Source organism: Kitasatospora sp. NPDC002551, assembly GCF_040296005.1.
Taxonomy (GTDB): Bacteria; Actinomycetota; Actinomycetes; order Streptomycetales; family Streptomycetaceae; genus Kitasatospora.
In genome coordinates, this window is record NZ_JBEOWI010000019.1 from 110,159 (window position 1) to 133,067 (window position 22,909).

Annotated in this window: 22 protein-coding genes; 15 read left to right on the forward strand and 7 right to left on the reverse strand. The window is 75.7% G+C overall.

Annotated elements, in window-relative coordinates; genetic code table 11:
- Positions 1-83: 83 nt before the first annotated feature.
- From ABT093_RS18500 to ABT093_RS18510, 3 genes are all read left to right on the forward strand, one after another.
- Positions 84-746, forward strand: coding sequence for a hypothetical protein (locus tag ABT093_RS18500; protein WP_350565451.1), 663 nt, complete (start codon positions 84-86; stop codon positions 744-746).
- Positions 747-903: 157 nt separating this feature from the next.
- Positions 904-1,548 carry a DUF2867 domain-containing protein gene (locus tag ABT093_RS18505; protein WP_350565453.1) on the forward strand — a complete coding sequence of 215 codons (645 nt, stop codon included), beginning with the start codon at positions 904-906 and terminating at the stop codon, positions 1,546-1,548.
- 14 nt (positions 1,549-1,562) lie between these two features.
- Positions 1,563-2,018: an NTP pyrophosphohydrolase gene (locus ABT093_RS18510; protein ID WP_350565455.1), complete on the forward strand. Its 456-nt coding sequence runs from the start codon at positions 1,563-1,565 to the stop codon at positions 2,016-2,018.
- A gap of 81 nt (positions 2,019-2,099) precedes the next feature.
- Here ABT093_RS18510 and ABT093_RS18515 read toward each other — a convergent pair whose 3' ends face one another.
- Positions 2,100-2,957 (reverse strand): hypothetical protein, encoded by an 858-nt coding sequence (locus tag ABT093_RS18515; protein WP_350565457.1) that lies wholly within the window; start codon positions 2,955-2,957, stop codon positions 2,100-2,102.
- A 440-nt stretch (positions 2,958-3,397) separates the two neighbouring features.
- Between ABT093_RS18515 and ABT093_RS18520 the strand changes: the two genes are divergently transcribed.
- The 6 genes from ABT093_RS18520 to ABT093_RS18545 all read left to right on the forward strand — a co-directional run bounded on the left by ABT093_RS18520 (position 3,398) and on the right by ABT093_RS18545 (position 8,678).
- Positions 3,398-5,023: an ATP-binding protein gene (locus ABT093_RS18520; protein WP_350565459.1), complete on the forward strand. Its 1,626-nt coding sequence runs from the start codon at positions 3,398-3,400 to the stop codon at positions 5,021-5,023.
- Positions 5,020-5,427, forward strand: coding sequence for a roadblock/LC7 domain-containing protein (locus tag ABT093_RS18525; RefSeq protein WP_350565461.1), 408 nt, complete (start codon positions 5,020-5,022; stop codon positions 5,425-5,427). Before ABT093_RS18520 ends, ABT093_RS18525 begins: the two co-directional genes overlap by 4 nt.
- Positions 5,424-5,783, forward strand: a complete 360-nt coding sequence (locus ABT093_RS18530; RefSeq protein WP_350565463.1) for a DUF742 domain-containing protein — start codon at positions 5,424-5,426, stop codon at positions 5,781-5,783. Before ABT093_RS18525 ends, ABT093_RS18530 begins: the two co-directional genes overlap by 4 nt.
- Entirely contained in the window at positions 5,764-6,384 is a 621-nt protein-coding gene (locus tag ABT093_RS18535) for a GTP-binding protein (RefSeq protein WP_350565464.1), read from the forward strand. Before ABT093_RS18530 ends, ABT093_RS18535 begins: the two co-directional genes overlap by 20 nt.
- Before the next feature lie 49 nt (positions 6,385-6,433).
- Positions 6,434-7,954: a cytochrome P450 gene (locus ABT093_RS18540; protein ID WP_350565466.1), complete on the forward strand. Its 1,521-nt coding sequence runs from the start codon at positions 6,434-6,436 to the stop codon at positions 7,952-7,954.
- A gap of 79 nt (positions 7,955-8,033) precedes the next feature.
- Entirely contained in the window at positions 8,034-8,678 is a 645-nt protein-coding gene (locus ABT093_RS18545; protein ID WP_350565468.1) for a dihydrofolate reductase family protein, read from the forward strand.
- A gap of 522 nt (positions 8,679-9,200) precedes the next feature.
- On the opposite strand, the gene ABT093_RS18550 is transcribed toward ABT093_RS18545, so the two are convergent.
- On the reverse strand, positions 9,201-10,007 hold the full coding sequence (locus ABT093_RS18550) for an alpha/beta fold hydrolase (RefSeq protein WP_350565470.1): 807 nt from the start codon (positions 10,005-10,007) through the stop codon (positions 9,201-9,203).
- A gap of 216 nt (positions 10,008-10,223) precedes the next feature.
- On the opposite strand from ABT093_RS18550, the gene ABT093_RS18555 reads away from it, so the two are divergent.
- Entirely contained in the window at positions 10,224-10,673 is a 450-nt protein-coding gene (locus ABT093_RS18555) for a hypothetical protein (protein WP_350565472.1), read from the forward strand.
- Between the two features lie 29 nt (positions 10,674-10,702).
- On the opposite strand, the gene ABT093_RS18560 is transcribed toward ABT093_RS18555, so the two are convergent.
- A complete protein-coding gene (locus tag ABT093_RS18560; protein ID WP_350565474.1) occupies positions 10,703-11,068 on the reverse strand; it encodes an iron chaperone in 366 nt (121 codons plus the stop codon).
- A gap of 190 nt (positions 11,069-11,258) precedes the next feature.
- Here ABT093_RS18560 and ABT093_RS18565 point away from each other — a divergent pair, with 190 nt between their 5' ends.
- The 3 genes from ABT093_RS18565 (at position 11,259) to ABT093_RS40990 (ending at position 13,614) form a co-directional block, all read left to right on the forward strand.
- A complete protein-coding gene (locus ABT093_RS18565) occupies positions 11,259-11,840 on the forward strand; it encodes a hypothetical protein (RefSeq protein ID WP_350565476.1) in 582 nt (193 codons plus the stop codon).
- Positions 11,841-12,050: 210 nt separating this feature from the next.
- Positions 12,051-13,445, forward strand: coding sequence for a carbohydrate-binding protein (locus tag ABT093_RS18570; RefSeq protein WP_350565478.1), 1,395 nt, complete (start codon positions 12,051-12,053; stop codon positions 13,443-13,445).
- A 94-nt stretch (positions 13,446-13,539) separates the two neighbouring features.
- On the forward strand, positions 13,540-13,614 hold the full coding sequence (locus ABT093_RS40990) for a hypothetical protein (RefSeq protein ID WP_502884254.1): 75 nt from the start codon (positions 13,540-13,542) through the stop codon (positions 13,612-13,614).
- A gap of 66 nt (positions 13,615-13,680) precedes the next feature.
- Here the strand turns inward: ABT093_RS40990 and ABT093_RS18575 are convergent, their stop codons facing one another.
- The gene (locus ABT093_RS18575; protein ID WP_350565480.1) at positions 13,681-14,343 is read right to left on the reverse strand and encodes a GNAT family N-acetyltransferase; all 663 of its coding nucleotides are present in this window, start codon (positions 14,341-14,343) and stop codon (positions 13,681-13,683) included.
- A gap of 193 nt (positions 14,344-14,536) precedes the next feature.
- Here ABT093_RS18575 and ABT093_RS18580 point away from each other — a divergent pair, with 193 nt between their 5' ends.
- The gene (locus tag ABT093_RS18580; RefSeq protein WP_350565482.1) at positions 14,537-15,088 is read left to right on the forward strand and encodes a YceI family protein; all 552 of its coding nucleotides are present in this window, start codon (positions 14,537-14,539) and stop codon (positions 15,086-15,088) included.
- Positions 15,089-15,165: 77 nt separating this feature from the next.
- On the opposite strand, the gene ABT093_RS18585 is transcribed toward ABT093_RS18580, so the two are convergent.
- The 3 genes from ABT093_RS18585 to ABT093_RS18595 all read right to left on the reverse strand — a co-directional run bounded on the left by ABT093_RS18585 (position 15,166) and on the right by ABT093_RS18595 (position 22,034).
- A complete protein-coding gene (locus tag ABT093_RS18585; RefSeq protein ID WP_350565484.1) occupies positions 15,166-15,645 on the reverse strand; it encodes a hypothetical protein in 480 nt (159 codons plus the stop codon).
- Between the two features lie 78 nt (positions 15,646-15,723).
- A complete protein-coding gene (locus ABT093_RS18590) occupies positions 15,724-18,180 on the reverse strand; it encodes a PP2C family protein-serine/threonine phosphatase (RefSeq protein WP_350565486.1) in 2,457 nt (818 codons plus the stop codon).
- Positions 18,177-22,034: a HAMP domain-containing protein gene (locus ABT093_RS18595; protein WP_350565488.1), complete on the reverse strand. Its 3,858-nt coding sequence runs from the start codon at positions 22,032-22,034 to the stop codon at positions 18,177-18,179. The genes ABT093_RS18590 and ABT093_RS18595 overlap by 4 nt, the downstream gene beginning before the upstream one ends.
- Positions 22,035-22,249: 215 nt before the next feature.
- Here ABT093_RS18595 and ABT093_RS18600 point away from each other — a divergent pair, with 215 nt between their 5' ends.
- Positions 22,250-22,573, forward strand: a complete 324-nt coding sequence (locus ABT093_RS18600; protein ID WP_350565490.1) for a plasmid stabilization protein — start codon at positions 22,250-22,252, stop codon at positions 22,571-22,573.
- The last annotated feature ends 336 nt before the right edge of the window (positions 22,574-22,909 follow it).

Here is a 22,909-nt window from a genome sequence, read left to right on the forward strand (position 1 = left end):
GTGGCGCGGGTGTCGGTGACGGGCCGTAGATTCGGCGCGACCGAGCACCAGCCGCGCGATTCCCGGACAGGACACCGAGCCCGATGAACCCCGCCTCCCCGATCCCGCCGAGCGACGCGCACGGCGTCGCGCTCACCGAGCGCGCCATCGCCGCCGTCGCGGCCGACCCGCACCGGCCGATCCTGGACTACGGCCCCTGGGCCGGGCCGTGGCTGACCGGCGAGCCCGAGCCGCTGCCGGCCGGGCTGCTGGCCGGCGCCGTCTTCCCGAGCGGGCGCCCGCTGCCGCCGAGCCTGCGCCGCTGGCTGGCCTTCGACGCCGGCCTGCTGCGCCGGTTCGGCTGGCTGGACGGCGCGGGCCGCTTCACCCCCCGGTCGCTGGGCGACCTCGCCCGGGACGAGCTGGGCGACCTGTGGGGCTCCTGCTTCGCCACCGTCTCGGACCGCTTCGACGAGTGCTTCCTGCTCCCGGGCGGCTCGGACTCGCGCCGCGTTCTGGCGACCGGGGCGGGCGACGAGCACGGCGAGTACCCGGTGTTCGCCCTGGACGTCGACGACATCCCCAGCGTCGAACTGATGTACCCGGGGCTGGACGTCTACCTGGCCGACACCTCCGGCGTGATCACCGTCGAACTGGACGGCTACTCCTGCCTGGCCCGGGACGGCGTCTACGCCCGGCGGATGCTCACCCACGCGCACCGGGTGTTCGGCGGCCGGTTCGCCGAGGAGTGCCTGCCGGACTTCTGAGGCCTCGCGCAGGCCCGGGGGCCGGGTCGGAGCGGCCATGCTCCGGCTCACCCGGCCCCCGCACACCCACCCCCGTGTGACGCCTGATCTGCTCATATACGCTGGCACACGGACGGGGCCCGCAGGCGGTGCCCCGCGCAGAGAGGCGGTCCCCGGCATGCGACTTCCGCGCAGTGCCCACACCCGTCGGCCGTGGCGCGTCCACGAGTTCGCGCCCGACTTCCGCACCGAGGACGTCTGGGCCTTCCGCACCCCCGGCGCCGGGCCGGAGGACTTCGACGTGATGCTCGCCGCGATGCGGGCGGGCGGGGGCTCGGCCCGGCAGTCCCGGGCCACCCGTTTCCTGTTCGCGGTGCGCTGGAAGCTCGGCGCCCTGCTCGGCTGGGACGGTGCCGCGGCCGGCCTCGGCACCCGGGTCCGCTCACTGCGTGAACGGCTGCCCCGCGAGCTGGCCGACACCGTCGACACCGGCGAGCCCGACGGCCTGCCTTTCACCCCGGTCTACCGGCTCCCCGACGAGGACGTCCGCGAGCTGGCCAACCGCACCGTCCACACCCTGATGCACCTCGGCTGGGCGCCGACCGGCGACGGTGGCCACGAACTGCGGATGGCCGTCCTGGTCAAGCCCAACGGCCTGCTCGGCCGGTGCTACCTCCTGCTCATCGCACCGTTGCGCCATCTGATCGTCTACCCGGCCGTGACCCGCCAGTGGGAGCAGGCCTGGCGCGACCGCCGGCTCCTGCTCGCCGATGGCGCCGGCCCGGTCGGGTCGCGGCGGAGCAGCGGGGCTGGGGGTTCGTGACAGACGTGCCGGCCATGGGTGAGAGCGAGGCGGACGAGGCCGCGCGGGGTGTGCCGCTGCTGGTGGTGGACGGGGCCAACGTCGTGGGCTCGGTGCCCGACGGATGGTGGCGCGACCGGCGGGGTGCGGCGCAGCGGTTGCGCGACGCGCTCGCGCCGCTGGCCGGCGGCGGGCTCGGCGCGGTGGCCGGCGACGACCGGGCCGGCCTGCCGCCGTGGGCACGGACCGGTCCGCTGGAGGTGGTCCTCGTCGTCGAGGGGGCCGCCCGGGGTGTCGCGGCGACGCCGGAGGTCCGGGTCGAGGCGGCGGGTGGCAGCGGCGACGATCTGATCGTCGACCTGGTCGCGGCGGCGCTGGCCGCCCGCCCCGGGCGCGGCTGCCTGGTCGTCACGGCCGACCGCGGGCTGCGCGCCCGGGTCACCGCCCTCGGCGCCGCGGTGACGGGCCCGCGCGCCGTCCGCCCCGCCTGAACGCCCGGCCCGGTGAGGGGTCTGACGATCCGTCGGTAGAGGCCGTTGGCCCGGTCGCTGGAACGCCCGGTCCCGGCCCCTTCACAACCCGGGCGGCAGGGGGCCGTACAGTTCGGCCATCGCCCCCGACAGGGAGGCCCCGCCCGGGTCCGCCGCGCGCCGGTCGGCCACCGAGGTGGGCAGCATCACCACCGCGACGATCAGCGCCGCGGCGGCGAAGGCGCCGAACCCGGCGATGCTCAGCGGCAGTTCCATCCAGGTGCTGAGCCAGCTCACCAGCCACAGCTTCAGCAGGTTGCCCGTCGTCGCGACCGCCAGTCCGGCGGCCGAACGCAGGCGCACCCCGCGCCCCGGCAGCGACAGCCGGCTGAACTTGGGGCCGAGCACCGCCCCCAGCGCGACCAGGGTGAGCAGTTGCCGCCAGCCCGGGCCGTTCGCCTGCGTGGCGCCGTCCAGCACGGCGACCACCAGCGCGAGTCCGGCGACGGCGAGCAGGTGCCGGGCGACGCCGCGCAGCGCCGTCCCGTCCCCGTCGCGGTCGGCCAGGACGGACCAGAGGTGGCGCACCGTCACGCCGACGAGCATCACCACCACGGCGGCGACCACCGTCGCCCCCGGTCCAGCCGGGCCGGCGGACAGGCCGACCCCGCCGGCCAGCCGCACCGCCAGCCAGAGCGCGGCCGGCTCGGCGGCCAGCAGCAGCGGGAGCAGCAGGAGCGCCCGCAGGCAGAAAGCCCGTGAGCGGCCCGCCGGGAAGCGCCGGACCAGCGCGCCGCCGGCGGAGTGCACCGCCACCAGGAGCACCGCCGCGCCGAACACGGCGGCGCACCCGGCCATGGGCGGACCGCCCAGTTCGAAGCCCGCCACCACGGCGGCGGCCACGGCGAGACCGACGGCGGTGGCCACCAGGTCGAGCAGGTGGGCGGCCGGACCGCTCACCGGCCGGGATCCGTTCGACATCCGTCCCCCCGGAGTCGGGCGTGTTGGGCCATGGTTCCCCGCCCGCCCGCCCGCGACCCGTCCGGCGGCCCGTCGCCGCGGCTGACGGAAGCCGCCGCGGGGCGCCCGCGGCACCGGTACGCCGGGGCGCACGACCGCGTGCTTTAGCACGAAACGGCGCCAGTTCGCAGGAAGTTCACCGGGAGTCCGCTCGCATTGGCGAACTGGGCGCGGGGGCCCGTTCACGGCGCGCGGCGCACGGTAAACCTGAGGCCGACACCGGCCCGGTCGCGGGCCCGGGAGTCCGGCCGGACCGCTCCCGCCGGCGCGCGCAGCGCACGGCCACGGCGGGTCCCGGCGCCACCCGCCCCACCCCGACCGCACAACCCCGGGCCGACCGCCCGTCCCCTTCCCCGCTTCGACCGTTCTGAGGATGCTGAATGCTTGGTGCTGGTTCGTCACCCGGACGCCGGCGCTCCGCCCCCGTGCTCGTCTGGCTCCTGCCCACCCTCGCGACGGCCGCCGTCGCCGCCGTCACGGTGGCCGCGGCCTCCCCCGACGCCCGGACCGGGGTCGCGCTGTGCGCGGTGGTCGGCACCCTGGCGGTGGTCCTGGTCGCCGCCGAGGCCGCCCGCCGGGGCCGGGCGGCGGAGGAGCTGCGCGCCCGGGCGGTCCAGCGCGAGGGCGAGTTGCTCCGCCGGCTGACCCGGCAGGAGACCGAGTACATCCGGCTGGCCAAGTCCGTCCTGCCCGCCGCGATGACCAGGCTCTCGATGGGCGAGGGCCTGGACCACGTCGTCGACGCGTACACCCTGCAGGACGTCACGGTCGGCCCCGAGTTCCGGGCGGCGCAGCAGACCCTGGTGCGCGCCGTGCTGGAGACGGTCGAGAACGAGGAGGCGCTGCGCGAGTCCGCCCGGCGCTCCTTCGTCAACATCGCCCGCCGCGTCCAGGCGATCGTCCACCGGCAGGCCGCCGAACTGCGCAGCATGGAGCACGCGCACGGCAACGACCCCGCCGTCTTCGACGACCTGCTGCTGCTCGACCACGGCAACGCCCTCATCGGCCGCCTCGCCGACAGCATCGCGGTGCTCGGCGGCGCCCGGCCGGGCCGCCAGTGGAACAAGGCGGTGCCGCTGTACAGCGTGCTGCGCGGCGGCATGTCGCGCATCCTCGACTTCCAGCGGGTCGAGCTGCACCCGGTCTCGGAGGTGGCCGTCATCGGCCCGGCCGTCGAACCGATCATCCACGCGGTCGCCGAACTCCTGGACAACGCCACCCGCTACTCCCCGCCGCACACCCTGGTGCACCTGACCGCGGTCGAGGTGCAGACCGGCATCGCGATCGAGATCGAGGACGGCGGTCTGAGCCTCAGCGAGGAGGGCCGGGCCCGGGCCGAGCGGATGCTGGCGGAGGCGCAGGCCGGCATCGACATCAACGACCTCGGCGAGACGCCGCGGCTCGGCCTCGCGGTGGTCGGGCGGCTCTGCGAGGCGTACGGCCTGCAGGTCTCGCTGCGCCCCTCGGCCTACGGCGGGGTGCGGGCGGTGCTGGTGGTCCCGCAGGAGCTGATCACCACCGCCCCCGCGACCGGGCGCGCCCACGGCATCGGCGTCACCGGCTCGTCCGGGCCGGAGCCGGTGGACGACCGCCGGCCGCACACCTCTCCGCCGCCGCGCCGCCCGCTCACCGGGCCACCGCCCGGGCCGCTCAGCGGGGCGCGCAACGGCTCGCCCGGCGCAGCGCGCAACGGCTCGGTGACCGGCGGGGACGAGGCCCCGCCGGTCACCGAGCGGACCGCCAACGGCCTGCCCCGGCGCCGCCGGCACACCGCGCCGGCCGTCCGCTTCGGCACCCGGCCCGCCGCCCCCACCGGGAGCACGCCGCCCGGCGGCACCCCCGTCGGCCGCGCCGCCGGTGTGCCCGGGCAACCGGCCGAACCGGTGCAGCCGGGCCTCTGGCTGGCCGCCTTCACCGAGGGCATCAACGGCACCGGCCCGGCCGGACACGACGACGCGGGCCACGACAACGGAGACCCGAAGGGGACGCGGAGGGACGAGCGGTGATTCAGCCACGGACCAACCTGGACTGGCTGCTCAAGCAGCTGGCGGACGAGGTCCCGCTCGTCCGCAACGTCATCGTGCTCTCCTCCGACGGTCTGCGGATCGCCCAGCACGGCACCGAGCCCGACGCCGCCGACCGGCTCGCCGCCGCCTGCGCCGGGCTGCAGAGCCTCGCCGCCGCCGTAGCCCACGAGTTCCCGCACGGGGACGGCCGGATGCGGCTGGTGGTGATCGAGATGGGCGGCGGCTTCTTCTACCTCATGGCGGCCGGCGCCCGCGCCTACCTCGCGGTGCTCGCCGACGAGGGCGTGGACGCCGGGCTGATGGGCCAGCGGATGCGCGACCTGGTCGCCCGGATCGGCGAGCACCTCACGACGCCTCCGCGAAGGGGCGAGCCCGTCGCATGAGCACCACCGGCCGGGACTGGGGCGACGAGGCCCCGGAACGCTTCTACGTGATCACGCGCGGCCACCCCCAGCCGGCCGGACGGGCCGCGCTGGACCTGGTCACGCTGATCGTCGCCCGTGCGGAGCCCACCCCCTCGATGCCGCCGGAGCACGCGGCGATCCTGCGGCTGTGCGGATCGCCGCTCTCCGTGGCCGAGATCTCCGCCTACCTGCGGCTTCCCGTCAGCGCGGTCACCCTGCTGCTGGCGGACCTCGTGGCCGAGGAACGGGTCGAGGCGCGCGCCTCCGTCCCGGCCGCGCTCCTTCCCGACCGTGCCCTGTTGGAGGCGGTGATGCATGGACTTCAGCGGCTCTGACACGGAGCTCGGGCCGGCGGACGAGGATCTGCTGCCGGACTCGGCCGCCGCGGCCGTCAAGGTGGTGATCGTCGGCGGCTTCGGCGTCGGCAAGACGACCCTGGTCGGCTCGGTGAGCGAGATCCGCCCGCTGACCACCGAGGAGACGATGACCCAGGCCGGGGCGGAGGTCGACGACCTGGCCGGGATCGAGCGGAAGTCCGAGACGACCGTCGCGATGGACTTCGGCCGGATCAGCATCAGCGACGAGCTGGTGCTCTACCTGTTCGGCACACCGGGGCAGGAGCGGTTCTGGTTCCTGTGGAACGGCCTGTTCGAGGGGGCGCTGGGCGCGGTCGTCCTGGTCGACACCCGCCGGCTGGAGATCAGCTTCGACGTGATCGGGCGGCTGGAGGACCGGGGCGTGCCGTTCGTGGTCGCGGCCAACGCCTTCCCCGACTCCCCCGCCTGCCCGGACGAGGAGCTGCGGCTCGCGCTCGACCTGCCGCCCGAGGTCCCGATCGTGGCGTGCGACGCCCGGGTCCGGGAGTCCGGGCGGGACGTGCTGCTCGCGCTGATGCACTACCTCTACGACCTCGCGGGGCCGCCGCCCGCGCGGTGAGCGCCTCCGCCCTTCCCCTCCCCACCCCCCACCGACCCCCGGAGCCATCGTGACCTCACCGTTCCGTGACGACGCCCTCCTCGCCCCGCCGGCCGGCTGCCCCGCCCACCGGGCCGGCGACCCGGGCGGCCGGGAGCAGGCCGTGTTCGACCCGCTCGACGAACCCGGTCCCGACGAACCCGCCCTCGACGAGCTGCCCGTCGCGGGGCTGCGCCGGCTCTACGGGCCGGCCGCCGAGGCGGACCCGGCGGGGCTGTACGAGCAGCTGCGCGCCGAGTACGGCGAGGTCGCGCCCGTCCTGCTGCACGGCGACCTCCCGGCCTGGCTGGTCCTCGGCCACACCTCCAACCTCACCGTGATGCGCACGCCCTCGCGCTTCTCCCGGGACTCCCGCCGCTGGACGGCCTTCCGGGAGGGCAAGGTCGCCACCGACTCTCCGCTGATGCCGGTCATCGCCTGGCAGCCGCTCTGCGTCTTCGCGGACGGCGCCGAGCACCGCCGGCTGCGCGGGGCCGTCACCGACGGCCTGAACGGCACGGACCGGCGCGGAGTGCGCCGCTTCGTCACCCGGTACACCGCCGAGCTGGTCGAGGAGTTCGGCGCGAGCGGCCGGGCCGACCTGGTGAGCCGGTTCGCCGAGCACCTGCCGATGCTGGTGATGACCCAGCTGGTCGGCATGCCCGAGGAGTACGGACCGCGCCTGGTCGAGGCGGCGCGCGACCTGATGAAGGGCACCGAGACGGCCATCGCCAGCAACGACCACGTGGTGGCCGCGCTGCGCCGCACCGTCGAACGCAAGCACGGCGACCCCGGCCCCGACCTGTGCACCCGGCTGATGCGGCACGAGGCCGGGCTCACCGACGAGGAGGTGATGGAACACCTGCGCGTGGTCCTGCTCGCGGCCAACGAGACCACCGTCAACCTGATCGCCGACACGCTGAAGATGATCCTCACCGACGAGCGGTTCCGCGCCCACCTGTCGGGCGGTCACATGACCGTGCCGGACGCGCTGGACCAGGTGCTGTGGGACGCCCCGCCGATGTCGCTGGTCGCCGGGCGGTGGGCGACCGGCGACACCGTGCTCGGCGGCCGGCGGATCAAGGCCGGCGACATGCTGCTGCTGGGCCTGGCGGCCGGGAACGTCGATCCGGTGGTGCGGCCCGACCCGACCAGGCCGCTGCACGGCAACCGCTCCCACCTGTCCTTCGGCGGCGGCCCGCACGAGTGCCCGGGCCAGGACATCGGCCGGGCCATCGCGGAGACCGGGATCGACTGCCTGCTCACCCTGCTGCCGGACCTGCGGCTCGCCGTCCCGGAGTCGGAGCTGACCTGGACGTCGGCCTGGCTGTCGCGCCACCTGGTGGAGCTGCCGGTGGAGTTCACACCGCGCGAACGCCCGCCGGCGACGGACGGCACGAACCGCACGAGCGGCGCGAACGCCGCCGTCCCGGTTCCGCCGGAGCCCCTGGAGCCGGCGGATCCGGTGCCCTCGGCGGAGCCGGAAGCGGTCCCGCCGCCCGGGGCGCCGCGCGGCTGGTGGGACACGCTCACCGGCTGGCTGCGGCGCTGAGCACCGTCGCGCGCGTAGAGTCGGCCCCGACCGGCCGCGGCCCGCCGCCGCCCCGCGCCGCCCACCGGAGGGTGTCCCCGTGTCCCTGGTACGCGTCCACAACTTCTCCGTCTCGCTCGACGGCTACGGCACCGGCGAGGGCCAGAGCCAGGAGGCCCCGTTCGGCCACGCGGGCGACCGGCTGCACCACTGGTTCTTCCGCACCCGGACCTTCCGCGCCATGCTCGGCCAGGAGGGCGGCGAAACCGGCGTGGACGACGCCCTGGCCCGCACCTGGGGCGAGGGCATCGGCGCGGAGATCATGGGGCGGAACAAGTTCGGCCCGCAGCGCGGTCCGTGGCAGGACCACGAGTGGAACGGCTGGTGGGGGCCGAACCCCCCGTTCCACACCCCGGTGTTCGTGCTGACCCACCACCCCAGGCCCAGTGTGGAGATGGCGGGCGGCACCACCTTCCACTTCGTCGACGGCTCCCCGCACGAGGTGCTCGCCCGTGCCAGGGAGGCCGCCGGCGGCCTGGACGTCCGGATCGGCGGCGGCCCGGCCACCGTCCGGGCCTTCCTCGCCGCCGACCTCGTCGACCACCTGCACGTGGCCCTGGTCCCGATCCTGCTCGGCCGCGGCGAACGGCTCTGGGACGGTCTGGAGTCCCTGGAGGACCGCTTCGACGTCGAGTCCGTCACCACCCCGAGCGGCGTCACCCACCTGACCTTCACCCGGCCCTGAACGCGTTCGCGTCCGCGGCCCAGGTCACCGGCCGCGGCCGACGCTGTCCGCGCGGGTCCCGGTGGCCTCGGCGGCGTCCAGCCGTGCGGCGACGTCGCGAACGTCCTCGTACGTGGCGGGCGCGGTTCGCAGGCCGAGTTCGTCGTGGAGCGCGCTGGCGACCTTCGAGAGTCCGCGCTTGAGATGACTGGCCGGGATGGAGGGTTCGGCGGGACGGTGGGCGCGCAGGCGCTCGGCTCGGCCCCCGGTAGGGGACGGCGAGCCCGGTCCGTGGGTCGACGACGCCGCACTCGATCTCCAGACCGATCCGCGCGGACGCCGTCGCAGGCGCCACCAGCAGCGACCGGAGATCGTCCCGACCCAGCCCAGCCGTACCCATCCGCCGGCCTCCTCGCGTCCGAACGGCCGCACGCGGCCACGTCAGCGATCAGTGAACCCCAGCGGTTCGAGCACCGCCGGCATGCACCGCTCCGACACCGGGCGGGTACGCCCGAGCGGACCTGAACACCCCGGGCAGGCCGGTCATCGACCCCCGGAAGACCGGAGCCCGTCGAGGAACGGCACCAGGACGTCCAGGAGTTCGGCGGGGGCGTCCACCGCGATCAGGTGGCCGGCGGTGGGGAACTCGACCAGGCGGGCGCCGGGGATCGCCGTGGCGTAGCGGCGGCCGATGTCCTGGAAGTCGGTGACGTCGAGCCCGCCGGTGGCGACCAGGGTGGGGACGCCGACGGCGGCGAGGTCACCGGTCGCGGGGCCCTGCGAGTGCTCGCCGACCGCGGCCTGGTTCACCAGGGAGGTCCGCAGGGGTTCGCGGAGCCGGTCGGCCGCGTGCGCCGGCACCTCGTCCCAGGTGCGGGCCGGTCCGCGCACCCACATGTCCAGGTTCACCCGGACGGCGGCGTCGAGGTCGCCGGCGGCCAGCGCCGCGGTCTCGGCCTCGTCGTAGGCGATCATCCCGGCGGACCAGTCGTAGCCCGGCCACGGCGGGGCGAGCAGGGCCAGCGTCCGCACCCGCCCGGGGTGGGTGAGGGTGAAGTCCAGGGCCACCCGGCCGCCCCAGGAGGCGCCCACCAGCCGGACGCGCTCGTGACCGAGGTGGTCCAGGAGGCGGCACAGGTCGTCGGTCTCGCGGAACGGTCCGGCCGGGGGCGCGGACTCGCCGAAGCCGCGCAGGTCGTAGCGGACGACGGTGTACCGGCGCGCGAGTTCGGGGACGAGCGCGTCCCACATCCGGTGGTCGGCGATGCCGGCGTGCACCAGCACCACGGGCGGGCCGTCGCCGGTGACGACGTAGGAGAGGTGGCCGAGATCATCGGCGAGCGTGAGCATCCGCCGATGTTCCCAGGTGGCAGGCGCATGCGCCACCCGTAAACGATCACCGCCGGGGCGACCCGGTGCGCCCCCGCCCGCCCGGGTGTGCCCGGCCGTGCCCCGGGTGGGAGTGCCCGGGGAGGTTTACCGCTCCCGCCGGGGTGCCATATCCGAGGCTGCAAGCCGGATCCGGCGGTCGGCCGGATCGGGCCGACCCAGGGAGGGGACACCCGGATGACAGACACCCAGCGGTCCGCGCTGCGGTACACCGCCGACATCACCACCGAGGACATCGACGGCCTCGCGGGGTTCATCGGGCGGCGGATCGTGCTGCTGCGGGAGGGCGCGGACGCGCCGGGGAACGAGGAGGAGCGGGTCGGGGAGGCGCTGTCCCGGACGGTGACGGCCCTGACCGGGACCGCGCGGGAAGTGCTCGGCGCGCTCGCCGAGCGGGCCGCGAGGGCGGCCGAGGCGGCGGAGGGGAACGAGGGGCCGTCGTCCCCGGACGACGTGGTGGAGGAGCTGAGGGCGCGGCTCAGCGTCCTCTGGCGCTACCTGCTGACGGCGGCCGAGGCGTGGAGCCACCTGCCGGACTACGACGTGCTGCGCTGGCGGCTGGACGGCCACCTGGACGCCGAGCACGAGGCGCGGGCCCGCTGGCTGGCGGCCGGCGAGGCCTGGTAGGCGCACCGGCCCGGCCCGGCCGGGCGGTGTCAGCAGATCCTGCCGGGCCGGGCCGCGGTGGCCCTGAGCAGATCCCGCAACAGGCCGAAGTCGATGTTCTCGGGCCTGCGGAACCGCAGACAGCTCTTGCCCATGTCCTGCCCGGCCAGCCGCTCCCCGAACGCCTCACGAACGTCGCCGCGCATCAGATAGAAGGAGATGTACTGCTTCTGGCCGGCGAACGCGATCTCGCAGGCGCCGTCCCGCTCGTATGCGGGCATCCCGTACGCCATGACCTCGTCGAAGCCCTCCAGCTCCTGCCGGCACAGCTGCCGCACCTTCGCCAGCACAGCCCGGCGCTCCTCGGGCACCTCGGTCAGGTAGCCGTCGACGTCGCTTGCCCTGCTCTGCACCATTCCGCGAGGTTATGCCGGATTCGAAGCCCGTATCAACATGTCGACGACGGAGCCCAGGGGCCCGCTGCGGGCCCGCCGGGCGGGGCGGAGGTCACCCGGGCGGGTGGTCCTCGGCGTGGGGCGGCACGGCGGGCGGCCGGGCGGGGGTGGTTCGTGGTCGGATGGGCGGTCGGCGTGGAGAGGGGGGACCGTGCGGCGGCTCAGGGCGGTGGCGGCGGTGGCGGCGGCGGTGGTGCTCGCCACCGCGGCGGTGGCACCGGCCGAACCGCCGGACGGGGGCGCCGACCGGGGGCGGGACGGGGCACCGGCCCAGCGGCCGGCGGGCGGGGCGGACGGGCCCGGCGGGTCCGGTGAGCAGGGTGAGCACGGCGTGTTCGGCGGGCTCGGGGCGATCGGCGCGATGGGCGGCTTCGGAGGGCTCACCGGTCTCGGCGGGGGCCGGCTGCGGCTGCTCGCCGGGGCGCTGCGCCAGGACCGGCCCGGCAGCGGCTGGTACCTGGTCGGCGGCGCGCACCTGGTGCTCAACCTGGAGGTGCTGTCCGCCGACCACCGGCAGATCGTGCTGCGCTTCCCGCCCGCCCGGCGCGTGGTGTCGGTGCTCTGCGGGCCCGACGAGACGTACGCGCCGCTCGGCTACACCTGCGGCGCGTCGGTCGCCCTGGACACGGTGACCGTCCGGCTGGGGCGGGGCGGGCGGCCGGCCGACCCGACGGCCACGGCGGCCGGGCGGTACGCGAACTTCTGGCTGCTGGGGCTCGTCGAGCCGCGCTGAGGGCTCCGGCCGCCGGGCACCGGCGGCCGGGGGTCTTGACGAAACGGTCCATCAAAAGGTGTTCTGTACCACGGAGCCGGCCGGTCGCCGGCCGTGCGGTCCCGGTGGGGTATAGCCCGGGGCTGTACCCCCGGGTGACATCTCCCCCGCCGGCGGACGGGGCTCCTACGGTTTCCCGCAACCCCCACACCCTGACCGCGGGAGACCCCCATGCTCCGACGACCCGCCAGGGCCGCGTGCGCCGTCCTGGCCACCGCCGCCCTCGCTCTGACCGCCCTCCAGGGCACCGCCGGCGCCGCCGCCCCGAACCCCGGATCCACCGCCGCCGTCCGGGCCGCCTCGGCCGCGGCCGGCGCGCCGGACACCCTGGGCGTGGCCGCCGCCGCGCCCGAGGTGATCGACGCGCTGCGGCGCGACCTCGGCCTGACGGCCGGCCAGGCGCGGGCGCGGATCGCCAACGAGGCCAGGGCCGGCGCCCGGGCCGGCGCGCTCGCCCAGGGCCTGGGCGGCAGTTGGGCCGGCTCCTGGGTGGAGGGCGCCGACGCGGCCCTCGCCGTGGCCACCACCCGGGCCGCCGACGCCGCGACGATCCGCGCGGCGGGCGCCCGGCCGGTGGTCGTCGCGCACCCGCTGGCCGCGCTGGAGGGCGCGCTGACCGCGCTCGACCGGGCCGCCGAGCGCGGCGCCGCGGGCCGGGCCGACGCGCTCGCCGCGCCGGTGCGCTACGTCGACGTGCGCGACAACACCGTGGTGGTGCAGGCCACCGACCCGGCCGCGGCCGAGCGGCTGGTCACCGCCGCCGGGGTGGACCGGGCGGCGGTCCGGGTGGAGACGGTGGCCGAGGCCCCGCGTCCGCTCTACGACCTGCGCGGCGGCGACGCCTACTACATCGGCTCCGGCAGCCGTTGCTCGATCGGTTTCCCGATCACCCGGGGCACGACCCAGGGCTTCGTCAGCGCGGGCCACTGCGGCCGGGCCGGCGCCACCACGACCGGCGCCAACCGGGTCTCCCAGGGCAGCTTCCAGGCCTCGGTCTTCCCGGGCAACGACATGTCCTGGATCGCCGCCAACAGCAGCTGGACGGCGACCCCGTACGTGAACAGCGCGTCCGGCGCGGTGTCCGGTTCGGTGCTCCAGCAGGTCGGCGCCTCGGTCTGCCGCTCCGGGTCCACCACCGGCTGGCACTGCGGGACCATCCAGCAGCACGGCACCAGCGTCACCTACCAGGAGGGCACCGTCTCCGGTGTGACCCGCACCAGCGTGTGCGCCGAGCCCGGTGACTCGGGCGGCTCCTTCATCTCGGGGACCCAGGCGCAGGGCGTGACCTCGGGCGGCACCGGCAACTGCTCGCAGGGCGGCACCACGTACTTCCAGCCGGTCAACCCGATCCTGCAGGGCTACGGGCTGACCCTGAAGACGGACTCGCAGGGCCCCGGCCCGGGCCCGGGCCCGGGCAACCCCGGCGGCACCTGGGCGGCGGGCACCGTCTACCAGGCCGGTGCCACGGTGACCTACGGCAGCACCTCCTACCGCTGCCTCCAGGGCCACCAGGCGCAGGCCGGCTGGGAGCCGCCGAACGCGCCGGCGCTCTGGCAGGCCGTCTGACCCGGCCGGGTCCGGGCCGGCCGCAGCGGACCGGCGCGACGGCGGGCCCGCGGTGTGAGACCTTGGGACGGGGGCGAACCACCTAGGAGGCCCGATGTCCTCGAAGCGTCGCCGCAAGAAGAGGGCCCGCCGCAAGGGCGCCAACCACGGCAAGCGGCCCCAGTGCTGAACCGGCGCCGAACCGCTGCCGCGGCGCCGTGCCGGTCCGGACTCCCCGTCCGGACCGGCACGGCGTTCAGCCGTTCGCGGGTTCCGCGTCCTGCGGCGCGTAGTACAGGCTCGCCATGGTGGCGCGCTCGCGCCAGCCGAGGGCGGTGTACAGCGCCCGCCCCTCGGGCGTGCCGACCAGCAGGCCGGTGACCGCGCCGCGCCGGTGCCCGGCGTCCTGGAGGATGCGCATCACCAGCGAGCCGAGCCCCCGGCGGCGGTGCTCCGGGTCGGTCTCGATCTGGTCGGCGACGGCGGTCGTGCCGGTGACGGCGAGTTGGCCGCGCGCGGCGAACCGGCCGTCCCCGGTGCGGACCAGCACCCGGACCACGTCGCCGCGCCACCAGCTGGTGAGGGTGTATCCGGCCGGCACCGCCGGGTGTCCGGCCGCGAGCGGAACGCTCATCAGGTACCCGGGGACGTCGAAGCACCAGCCGGGGCCGAGCCAGGGGCGCACGGTGTCGTCGTCGGCGAAGAGCTTCAGCCAGGTCCACGGCGCCGTGGTGGCCGCCACCAGCTTCCGGACGTCGGCCTCGGTGGGTTCCGGCAGGACGTGCCGGGCCACCTGCCGCGGCTGCCCGACGTCGACGGTCCATCCCCAGGGCTCGTCCACCGGGTCGGCCGCACCCCGCGACACGATCCAGCCCTCGACCCACTCCCGCACCAGCTCGTTGACGGTGGGCTCGTCCACCCGCCACCCCCTGTAATAGTCAAGATTCGATTATGAATATTACCAAACCGCCGCAAGGCTCCGCCCGGCGGCGGTCGGCCGCGTCGACTGCGGGGCAACCTGCCGCAGGCCGTCGCGCACGCGATGATGCTGGGGTGCGCGGCCCGGCCGGCCGTGCCACCGTCCTTGCGGACCCACACCACGGAGGCACCCCATGACCGCTTCGCTCCCCGAGCTCACCGGCGACTACGTCCTCGACCCCGCCCACACCCGGATCGGCTTCGTGGCGCGCCACGCCATGGTGACGAAGGTCCGGGGCTCGTTCGGCGAGTTCGAGGGCACCGCCCACCTCGACGGCGGTGACCCGGCCAAGTCGGCCGGTCAGGTGACGATCAAGTCCCAGAGCATCGACACCGGCGTCGAGCAGCGCGACCAGCACCTGCGCACCAACGACTTCCTGGACGCCCCCACCTACCCCGACATCACCTTCCGCACCACCTCGGTCGAGCCGCGCTCGGAGACCGAGTACCGGGTGACCGGCGACCTCACCATCAAGGACACCACCCGTCCGGTCACCATCGACTTCGAGTACACCGGCAACGCGGTCGACCCGTACGGCAACCTGCGGGTGGGCCTGGAGGGCTCGGTGACGATCAGCCGCAAGGAGTACGGCGTCACCTGGAACGCGGCGCTGGAGGGTGGCGGCGTGCTGGTCGGCGACAAGGTCGTCCTGGAGTTCGACATCTCCGCCGTCAAGCAGAGCTAGCGGCACCCGGGGGTCGGCGGGGCGGCCGGGGTGGCCCCGGGCGGGCGGTCGTTCCTCCTTCACCGGCGGGCCGGCGGTCAGCGGTAGGGGCCGAGGATCCGGCGCAGCCGGCTGCGGCGCGCGGGTTCGCGGGGGATGCCGCCGGTCCGGTCACCCTGGTCACCGGCGGTCCCGGCGGTCCCGGCGGTCCCGGTGTCCTCTGCGCCCTCGGCAGCGGCCACCGGGCCTCCGGCGACCGGCTCACCCTCCGTCCGTTCCCGGGCGACGGGCTCGCCGGCCGTCCGCCCGTCGGTGCGCGGCGCCCGCTCCGCGACGGCCGTCCGGCGGACCGGCCCGGTCCGCGCCCGGCGGCGGGCCGCGGCGGCGAGCGCCAGCCCGAGGCAGAACAGGAGCGCGAGCGCCAGCCCGGCGAGGAAGATGCCCAGGCTGTCCAGCGTCACCAGCTGGTTGCCCAGGATGGTCACCTGGTACTCCGGCCCGCCGGACAGGTTGTCGGCGATCAGCAGACCGGTGAAGGCCGCCGTCGCGGCGACCAGCAGGAGTCCGAACAGCAACATGGCGTGTCCCTTCGGTCCTCTCCCCCGTCGGTGCCCATGCCCCTCCGGTGCGGCGCGCCTACCCGGGCGGGCCCCGGCCTAACGCGGGGCGCCGGGGCCGGCGGAGCCGCCCTGTTCGACCCGGACGGCGACCAGGCAGGTGTCGTCGTCGGTGTCCGCCGGGCTCAGCTCCAGCAGCAGGTCCAGGTACCGCTCCAGGTCGGGGCCGGGCCGGCCGGCGGCCCGGATGAGGTGGTCGACGGACTCCTCGACCGGACGGTCCCGGCGTTCCACCAGACCGTCGGTGTAGAGCAGCAGGACGTCGCCCGGCTCCAGGCGGGCCGTGTCCTCCTCATACTCGGCGTCCGCCAGCGCGCCGAGCAGCACCCCGTGCGGCAGCGGCAGCACCTCGGCGCCGTCCGGGCCGAGCCGGATCGGTGGGAGGTGGCCGGCCCGGGCCCAGCGCAGCGAGCCGTCGTCCGGCCCGAGCAGCACGCACACGGCGGTGGCGGTCACCTGCCCCGGTTCGCGCAGGGCCACGGTGTTGGCCCACTCCAGCAGCCGGCCGGGGCCCGCGCCGGTGACGGCCAGTCCGCGCAGCGCGTGGCGCAGCGCGACCATGCCGGTGGCCGCGCCGACCCCGTGGCCGGCCACGTCGCCGACGGCGAGCAGCACCCGCCCGTCGGGCAGCACCAGCACGTCGTACCAGTCGCCGCCGACCCGCTCGCGCTTGGCGGCGGGCCGGTAGCGGACGGCGGCGCGCAGCCCGGTGGCGCCCAGCGGCGGCGGCGCGGCGGGCAGGATCGCCTGCTGGAGCCGCAGCGCCAGTCGCTCGCGCTCGGCCGATTCCTGCTCGCTGTCGGCCAGCCGGGCCCGGGTCGCGCCGAGCGCGACCTCCGTCCAGTGCTGCGCCGACACGTCGTGGTAGGCGCCGCGCACGGCGCTCAGCGCGCCGTCGGCGTCCAGGACCGGTTCGGCCACCACCCGGGTGTAGCGCTGGGAGCCGTCCGGGCGGACCAGCCGGAACACCGCGGAGGCGGTGCGCAGGCGGTGCTGCACGGTGTCCAGCAGCCGCCGGACGGCGGGCTCGTCGTCCGGGTGGACGTGCCGGGCGAGGCGCGCCAGCGGGACGGCCGGGGCCCCGGGCGGCAGGCCGAACAGCTCGGGCAGGCCGGCGTTCCAGAGGATCCGGCCGGTGCCGGGCTGTTCCTCGAACCCGGCCACCCGGGCGAGGCGCTGGGCCTGGCGCAGCAGCGCGGTCTGGTCGGTCTCGCCGGGCCGGTCGGTGTCCCGCTGCCAGCTGAGCAGCAGCCGTCCGTCGAGCGGGGCGACCGCGATCCGCAGGGTGGTGGGCTGGGTGATGCCGCCGCCCTGGAAGACCAGGTGCAGGCGGTCGTCGGTGCGGGTCTCGCCGGTCTCGTGGGCGCGCAGCAGCGGTTCCAGCAGGCCGGTGGCGCAGGCCACCGGGTAGGCCTCCAGCAGGGAGGTGCCGTCCAGGCCGCTGCGGGGGCGGCCGAGCGGGTCGCGGAACGCCCGGTTGGTGCGCAGGATCGTGAAGTCGACGGTCCGCCCGTCCCGCAGGACGGGTTCGAGCAGCAGGGCGGGGTTCACCAGGCCGTCGAGGAGGTCGGCCTGCCGCTCGGGCGCGACGGCGGGTTCGGGACGGCCGAGGACGGTGGCGCACAGGTCGGCGAGGGCCCGCAGCTGGCGGCGCTGCGGCGTGCCGAGGGCGGGCGCGGGGCCGGGCCAGAGGACTTCCAGCGCGCCGCGGCGGCGGCCGTCGCCGAGCAGCGGGAGGACGGCCCGGGGTGTGTCGGGACCGCCGACGCAGGGGCCGGGCGGTGCCGGCTGGTCGGGCCAGTGCTCGGCGCCGGAGGCGAGGGCCTGGCGGACGGCGGCGGGGACGCCGGGCGGCACCCGGTTCCAGGCCTCGGCCTCGTCGGCCGGCAGGCCGGACTGGGCGGCGAGCGCGAGGGCGCCGGCGGGCAGCCGCTGCCAGACCAGGACGGCGTGGGCGCCGAGCGGGGCGGCGCCCTGGCGCAGGACGGCCTCGACGGCGCCGGCCAGGTCGGGCACGGCGGCCAGGGCCCGGACGGGGGGTGCCGCGGCGTCGGGCGGCTCGGGCGGCTCGGGGCGTCCGGACGGTCCCGGGGCATCGGGCGGCCAGGCCCGGCCGGGAGCGCCCGGTTCGGGGCCGGCCGGCTCGGCGGAGCGGCCGACGAGGTCGGCGGCCAGGGTGACGACCGGCACCCCGGCCTCCCGGGCGAGCCGGGCGAGGCGGGCGGCGGCCTCGGCGGGCGGGACGGTCAGGCGCTCGGCGAGCATCCCGGTGGCGAGGTCGACCAGCGCCCGGGTGCCCTCCTCGCCGCGCATCCGCTCGGCGGCGTGCTGGAGCCGCCGGACGGCGCCCGCGAGCTGCAGGGCGACGGCGTCCCCCGCGTCCGCCGCATCCGCCGCATCCGCCGCGATTCCACTCGCCGGGGGCGGGCTCCCGGGCGCGGCGGGGTCGCGCACGGTGTCGTCGCGCGGGGTGCCGTCCGGTGGCCCGGCGGTCATGAGGTGTCCAGCCAGTGCCGCATCCGCGCCAGCAGCTGCTCGGTGTCCACGGGCTTGGTGACGTGGTCGTCGGCGCCGGCGTCGAGGCTCTTGGCCCGGTCCCCGGCCATGGCCTTGGCGGTGACGGCGACGACCGGCAGGCGGGCGAAGCGCTCGTCCGCCCGGATGGCGGCGATGGTCGCGTAGCCGTCGAGGCCCGGCATCATCACGTCCATCAGCACCAGGTCGGTCTCGGGGTGGTCGCGCAGCAGGTCGAGTCCGGCGCGCCCGTCGGCGGCGTGCAGGACGGTCAGGCCGTGCTGTTCGAGGGCCGCGGCGAGGGCGAAGACGTTGCGGATGTCGTCGTCGACGATCAGCACGGTGCGCCCGGCGAGCGGCTCGTCGGCGCCGGCGCCGGGCCCGGCCGGGCCCGGGGCGACGGGGTGGCGGCCGCCCAGCAGGGCGATCAGGCGTTCGCGGACCTCGTCGAGCCCGGTGAGGAGTTCGAGGCGGTCGACGGTGGTGCCGAAGCTCCCGGCGGAGCCGCCGTCGCCGTGGTAGCCGAGCACGGGGGTGCTCTCCGGGAGGGCGGTGAGCAGCACGGCGGCGAGATCGCCGGTGCGGGCGAGGTCGACGAGCGCGCACCGGTACGGGCCGTCGGCGATGGCGGCGCGCAGGGTGCCTTCGTCGCCCGCGGTGCGGACGGCCGTGGGCGGGTCGTCGCCGTGGGCCTCGACGGCGGTCCGGGTGAGCAGGGTCAGCAGGGCCGGCGGGTCGGCCTCGACGACCAGGACGCGGGCCTCGGCGGCCGGGGCGGTGGGGGGCCGGTCGCGGCGGGCGAGCGGGAGGTAGAAGCTGAAGCGGCTGCCCCGGCCGGCCGTGGAGCGGACGGTGAGGGCGCCACCGAGCAGCCGGGCGAGTTCGCGGCTGATCGACAGGCCGAGGCCGGTGCCGCCGTAGCGGCGGCCGGTGGTGCCGTCGGCCTGCTGGAAGGCGCCGAAGATGGAGTCGAGGTGGGCCGGGTCGATGCCGATGCCGGTGTCGTCGACGTGGAAGGCCACCGCGGCCTCCGCCTGGCCGAGTTCGGCGGGCAGCGCGCCGGCGTCGACGCGTTCGATGCGCAGGTCGACCCGGCCGTCGTCGGTGAACTTGATGGCGTTGGACAGGAGGTTGCGCAGCACCTGGCGCAACCGGGCCTGGTCGCTGACGAGTTCGGGCGGCACGCCATCCTCGACGGTGATCCGGAAGGCGAGGTCCTTCTGGTCGGCGAGCGGCTTGAAGGCGGCCTCGACGTAGGCCAGCAGCTCCTGGAGGGTGAAGGGTTCGGGGCTGAACTCCATCTTGCCGGCCTCGACCTTGGAGAGGTCGAGGATGTCGTTGATGAGCTGGAGCAGGTCGGAGCCGGCCGAGTGAATGACGCCCGCGTACTCGACCTGTTTGGGGGTGAGGTTGCCGGCCGCGTTCTGGGCCAGGAGCTGGGCGAGGATCAGCAGGCTGTTGAGCGGGGTGCGCAGTTCGTGGCTCATGTTGGCCAGGAACTCCGACTTGTACATCGAGGTGAGGCTCAACTGTCTTGCGCGTTCCTCAAGTTCCTGCCTGGCCTGTTCGATCTCCAGGTTCTTGGCCTCGATGTCGCGGTTGCGGTCGGCGAGTAGCCCGGCCTTCTCGGCGAGTTCGGCGTTGGAGCGCCGGAGCTCCTCCTGTCCTTTCTGCAACTCCTCTGAGCGGGCCTGGAGTTCGGCGGTGAGACGCTGGGACTCGCCGAGCAGTTCGTCGGTGCGGGCGTTGGCGAGCAGGGTGCCGATGTTGACGCCGCAGGCCTCGGCGAACTGCTCCAGGAAGTCACGGTGGACGGCGCTGAACGGGTGGACGGAGGCGAACTCCATGACGCCGAGCAGCCATTCCTCCAGGGCGATCGGCAGGATCACCACCGAGCGGGCGTGGGTGGCTCCCGCGCCGGAGGCGATGGTGGCGTAGTCGGCCGGCAGGTCGTCGAGGGCGACGGTGCGACGGCTGCGGGCGGCCTGGCCGACCAGCGACTCGCCGAGCCGCACCCGCGCGGGGGCGCCGCCGCCGGTCGGCGGCCCGTAGGCGCTGATCCGGGCCAGCCCGGTGGACTCGCCGTCCTCCTCGGCCAGGTAGAAGGCGCCGTACTGGGCGCCGACCAGCGGGGTCAGCTCGTCGGTGATCAGTTCGGCGACCGCGCGGATGTCGCGCTTGCCCTGCATGGCGGCGGTGAAGCGGGCGAGGTTGGTCTTCAGCCAGTCCTGTTCCTGGTTGGCGCGGGTGGTCTCGCGCAGGGACTCCACCATGAAGTTGACGTTGTCCTTGAGGTCGGCGACCTCGCCGGAGGCGTCCACGGTGATCGAGCGGGTGAGGTCACCGGCCGCGACGGCGCTGGTGACCTCGGCGATCGAGCGCACCTGCCGGGTGAGGTTGCCGGCGAGTTCGTTGACGTTCTCGGTCAGCCGCTTCCAGGTGCCGGAGACACCCTCCACCTCGGCCTGGCCGCCGAGCCGGCCCTCGGTGCCGACCTCGCGGGCCACCCGGGTCACCTCGTCGGCGAACGATCCGAGCTGGTCGACCATCGTGTTGACGGTGGTCTTGAGCTCCAGGATCTCGCCCCGCGCGTCCACGTCGATCTTGCGGGTGAGGTCGCCCCCGGCGACCGCCGTCGTCACCTGGGCGATGTTGCGCACCTGGCTGGTGAGGTTGTGCGCCATGAAGTTGACGTTGTCGGTGAGGTCCTTCCACGTCCCGGCGACGTTGGGGACGCGTGCCTGGCCGCCGAGCCGCCCCTCGGTGCCGACCTCCCGGGCCACCCGGGTCACCTCGTCGGCGAACACCGAGAGGGTGTCCACCATGGTGTTGATCGCGCCGGCGAGCGCGGCCATCTCGCCCTTGGCCTCCACGGTGATCTTGCGGGAGAGGTCGCCCCGGGCGACGGCGGTGGCCACCTCGGACATCGAGCGGACCTGGCCGGTGAGGTTGGAGGCCATCACGTTGACGTTGTCGGTCAGGCCCTTCCAGGTGCCCGACACGCCTCGGACGGTGGCCTGGCCGCCGAGGTTGCCCTCGGTGCCGACCTCCCGGGCCACCCGGGTCACCTCGTCGGCGAAGGCCGAGAGCTGGTCGACCATCGTGTTGATGGTCTCCTTGAGCAGCAGGATCTCGCCGCGCGCGTCGACCCGGATCTTCTGGGTGAGGTCGCCCCCGGCGACCGCGGTGGTGACCTCGGCGATGGCGCGCACCTGCGCCGTGAGGTTGTCCGCCATCCCGTTGACCGACTCGGTGAGGTCCTTCCAGGTGCCCGAGACGTCACGGACGTCGGCCTGGCCGCCGAGCCGGCCCTCGCTGCCGACCTCCCGGGCCACCCGGGTCACCTCGTCGGCGAACGCCGAGAGCTGGTCGACCATCGTGTTGACGGTGTTCTTGAGTTCCAGCAGCTCGCCGCGCGCGTCCACCTCGATCTTCTGGGTGAGGTCGCCGCGCGCCACCCCCGTGGTCACCTGGGCGATGTTGCGCAGCTGCCGGGTGAGGTCGCCGGCCATCGCGTTGACGGCGTCGGTGAGTTCCAGCCAGGTCCCGGCCGCGCCGGGGACGTGCGCCTGGCCGCCGAGCCGCCCCTCGGAGCCGACCTCCCGGGCCACCCGGGTCACCTCGGAGGTCACCCGGGCGAGTTGTTCCACCATGCCGTTGAAGACGGCGGCGATCTCACCGGGCACGCCCGGCAGGTCCGGTCCGAGGCGGGTGCGGAAGTCGCCGTCGCGCACCGCCGTCAGTCCGGCGAGCAGCTGCCGCAGGACCTGGTCGGGCTGGTCCGCGCGGCCCGCGCCGGCCACCGGGGCGCGGCCCGGAGCCTGGTGCTCGTCCATCCGTCCACCGTCCGGATCGGCCGCACGGCCGGATCGCCCGACGGGCGGGCCCGGCCGCCGGGAGCGGCGGCGCCGCCCCGCCTCCCACTGTGCCACCGTCGCGCGGCGCGTGACGCGCGGAACGCCCGGTGCCGCGGTGGCGGCGGGGGTGGTTTGCCGCCCCGCCGCCGGGTAGACGCGGGCGCGAGGACGCGGAACCGGAAAGGAGCGCCGCCATGCCCCGAGGATCGAGCCCCAAGCGGGAGCGCCAGTACGAGCACATCAAGGAGAGCGCGCTGGATCGCGGCCAGAGCGAGAAGCGCGCCAAGGAGATCGCCGCCCGGACGGTCAACAAGGAACGCGCCCGGCACGGCGAGTCGAGGACCGCGAGCCGCAGTTCCACCCACGACATGTCCTCCGGCCGGCGGGGCGGGCAGCGCTCGCACCGGGGCGCCGGCGGGCCGACCTACGACCAGCTGTACAACGAGGCCAGGCAGCGCGGCATCAAGGGCCGTTCGAAGATGAACAAGCGAGAGCTGTCCCACGCGCTGGGCCGGTGAGGTCCGACGAGACAGGTGAGAGCGCCATGACCGTCCCGACCGTCCCACCGCCCGGCCATCCCGACACCGAGCCGTTCCCGCATCCGCACCCGCACCCGAATCCCGCGCCGCGGCCGGAGCCCGACCCGGCGCCGCCGCCGGTGCCGCCGTTCCCGCCGCCGGATCCCGACCCGGGCCCGCCGACCGAACCGCGGCCGGTCGGCTGAGCACACCCGCCGACGCACGCCCGCCTGAACGGGCCCTCTACCCGCCGAGCCTGCGGAGCCACAATGGTTGTTGAGGATGTCGCTTCAAGGAGGTGTGGTTGGCATGTGAACGGGACCGGCGCTGTCCGGG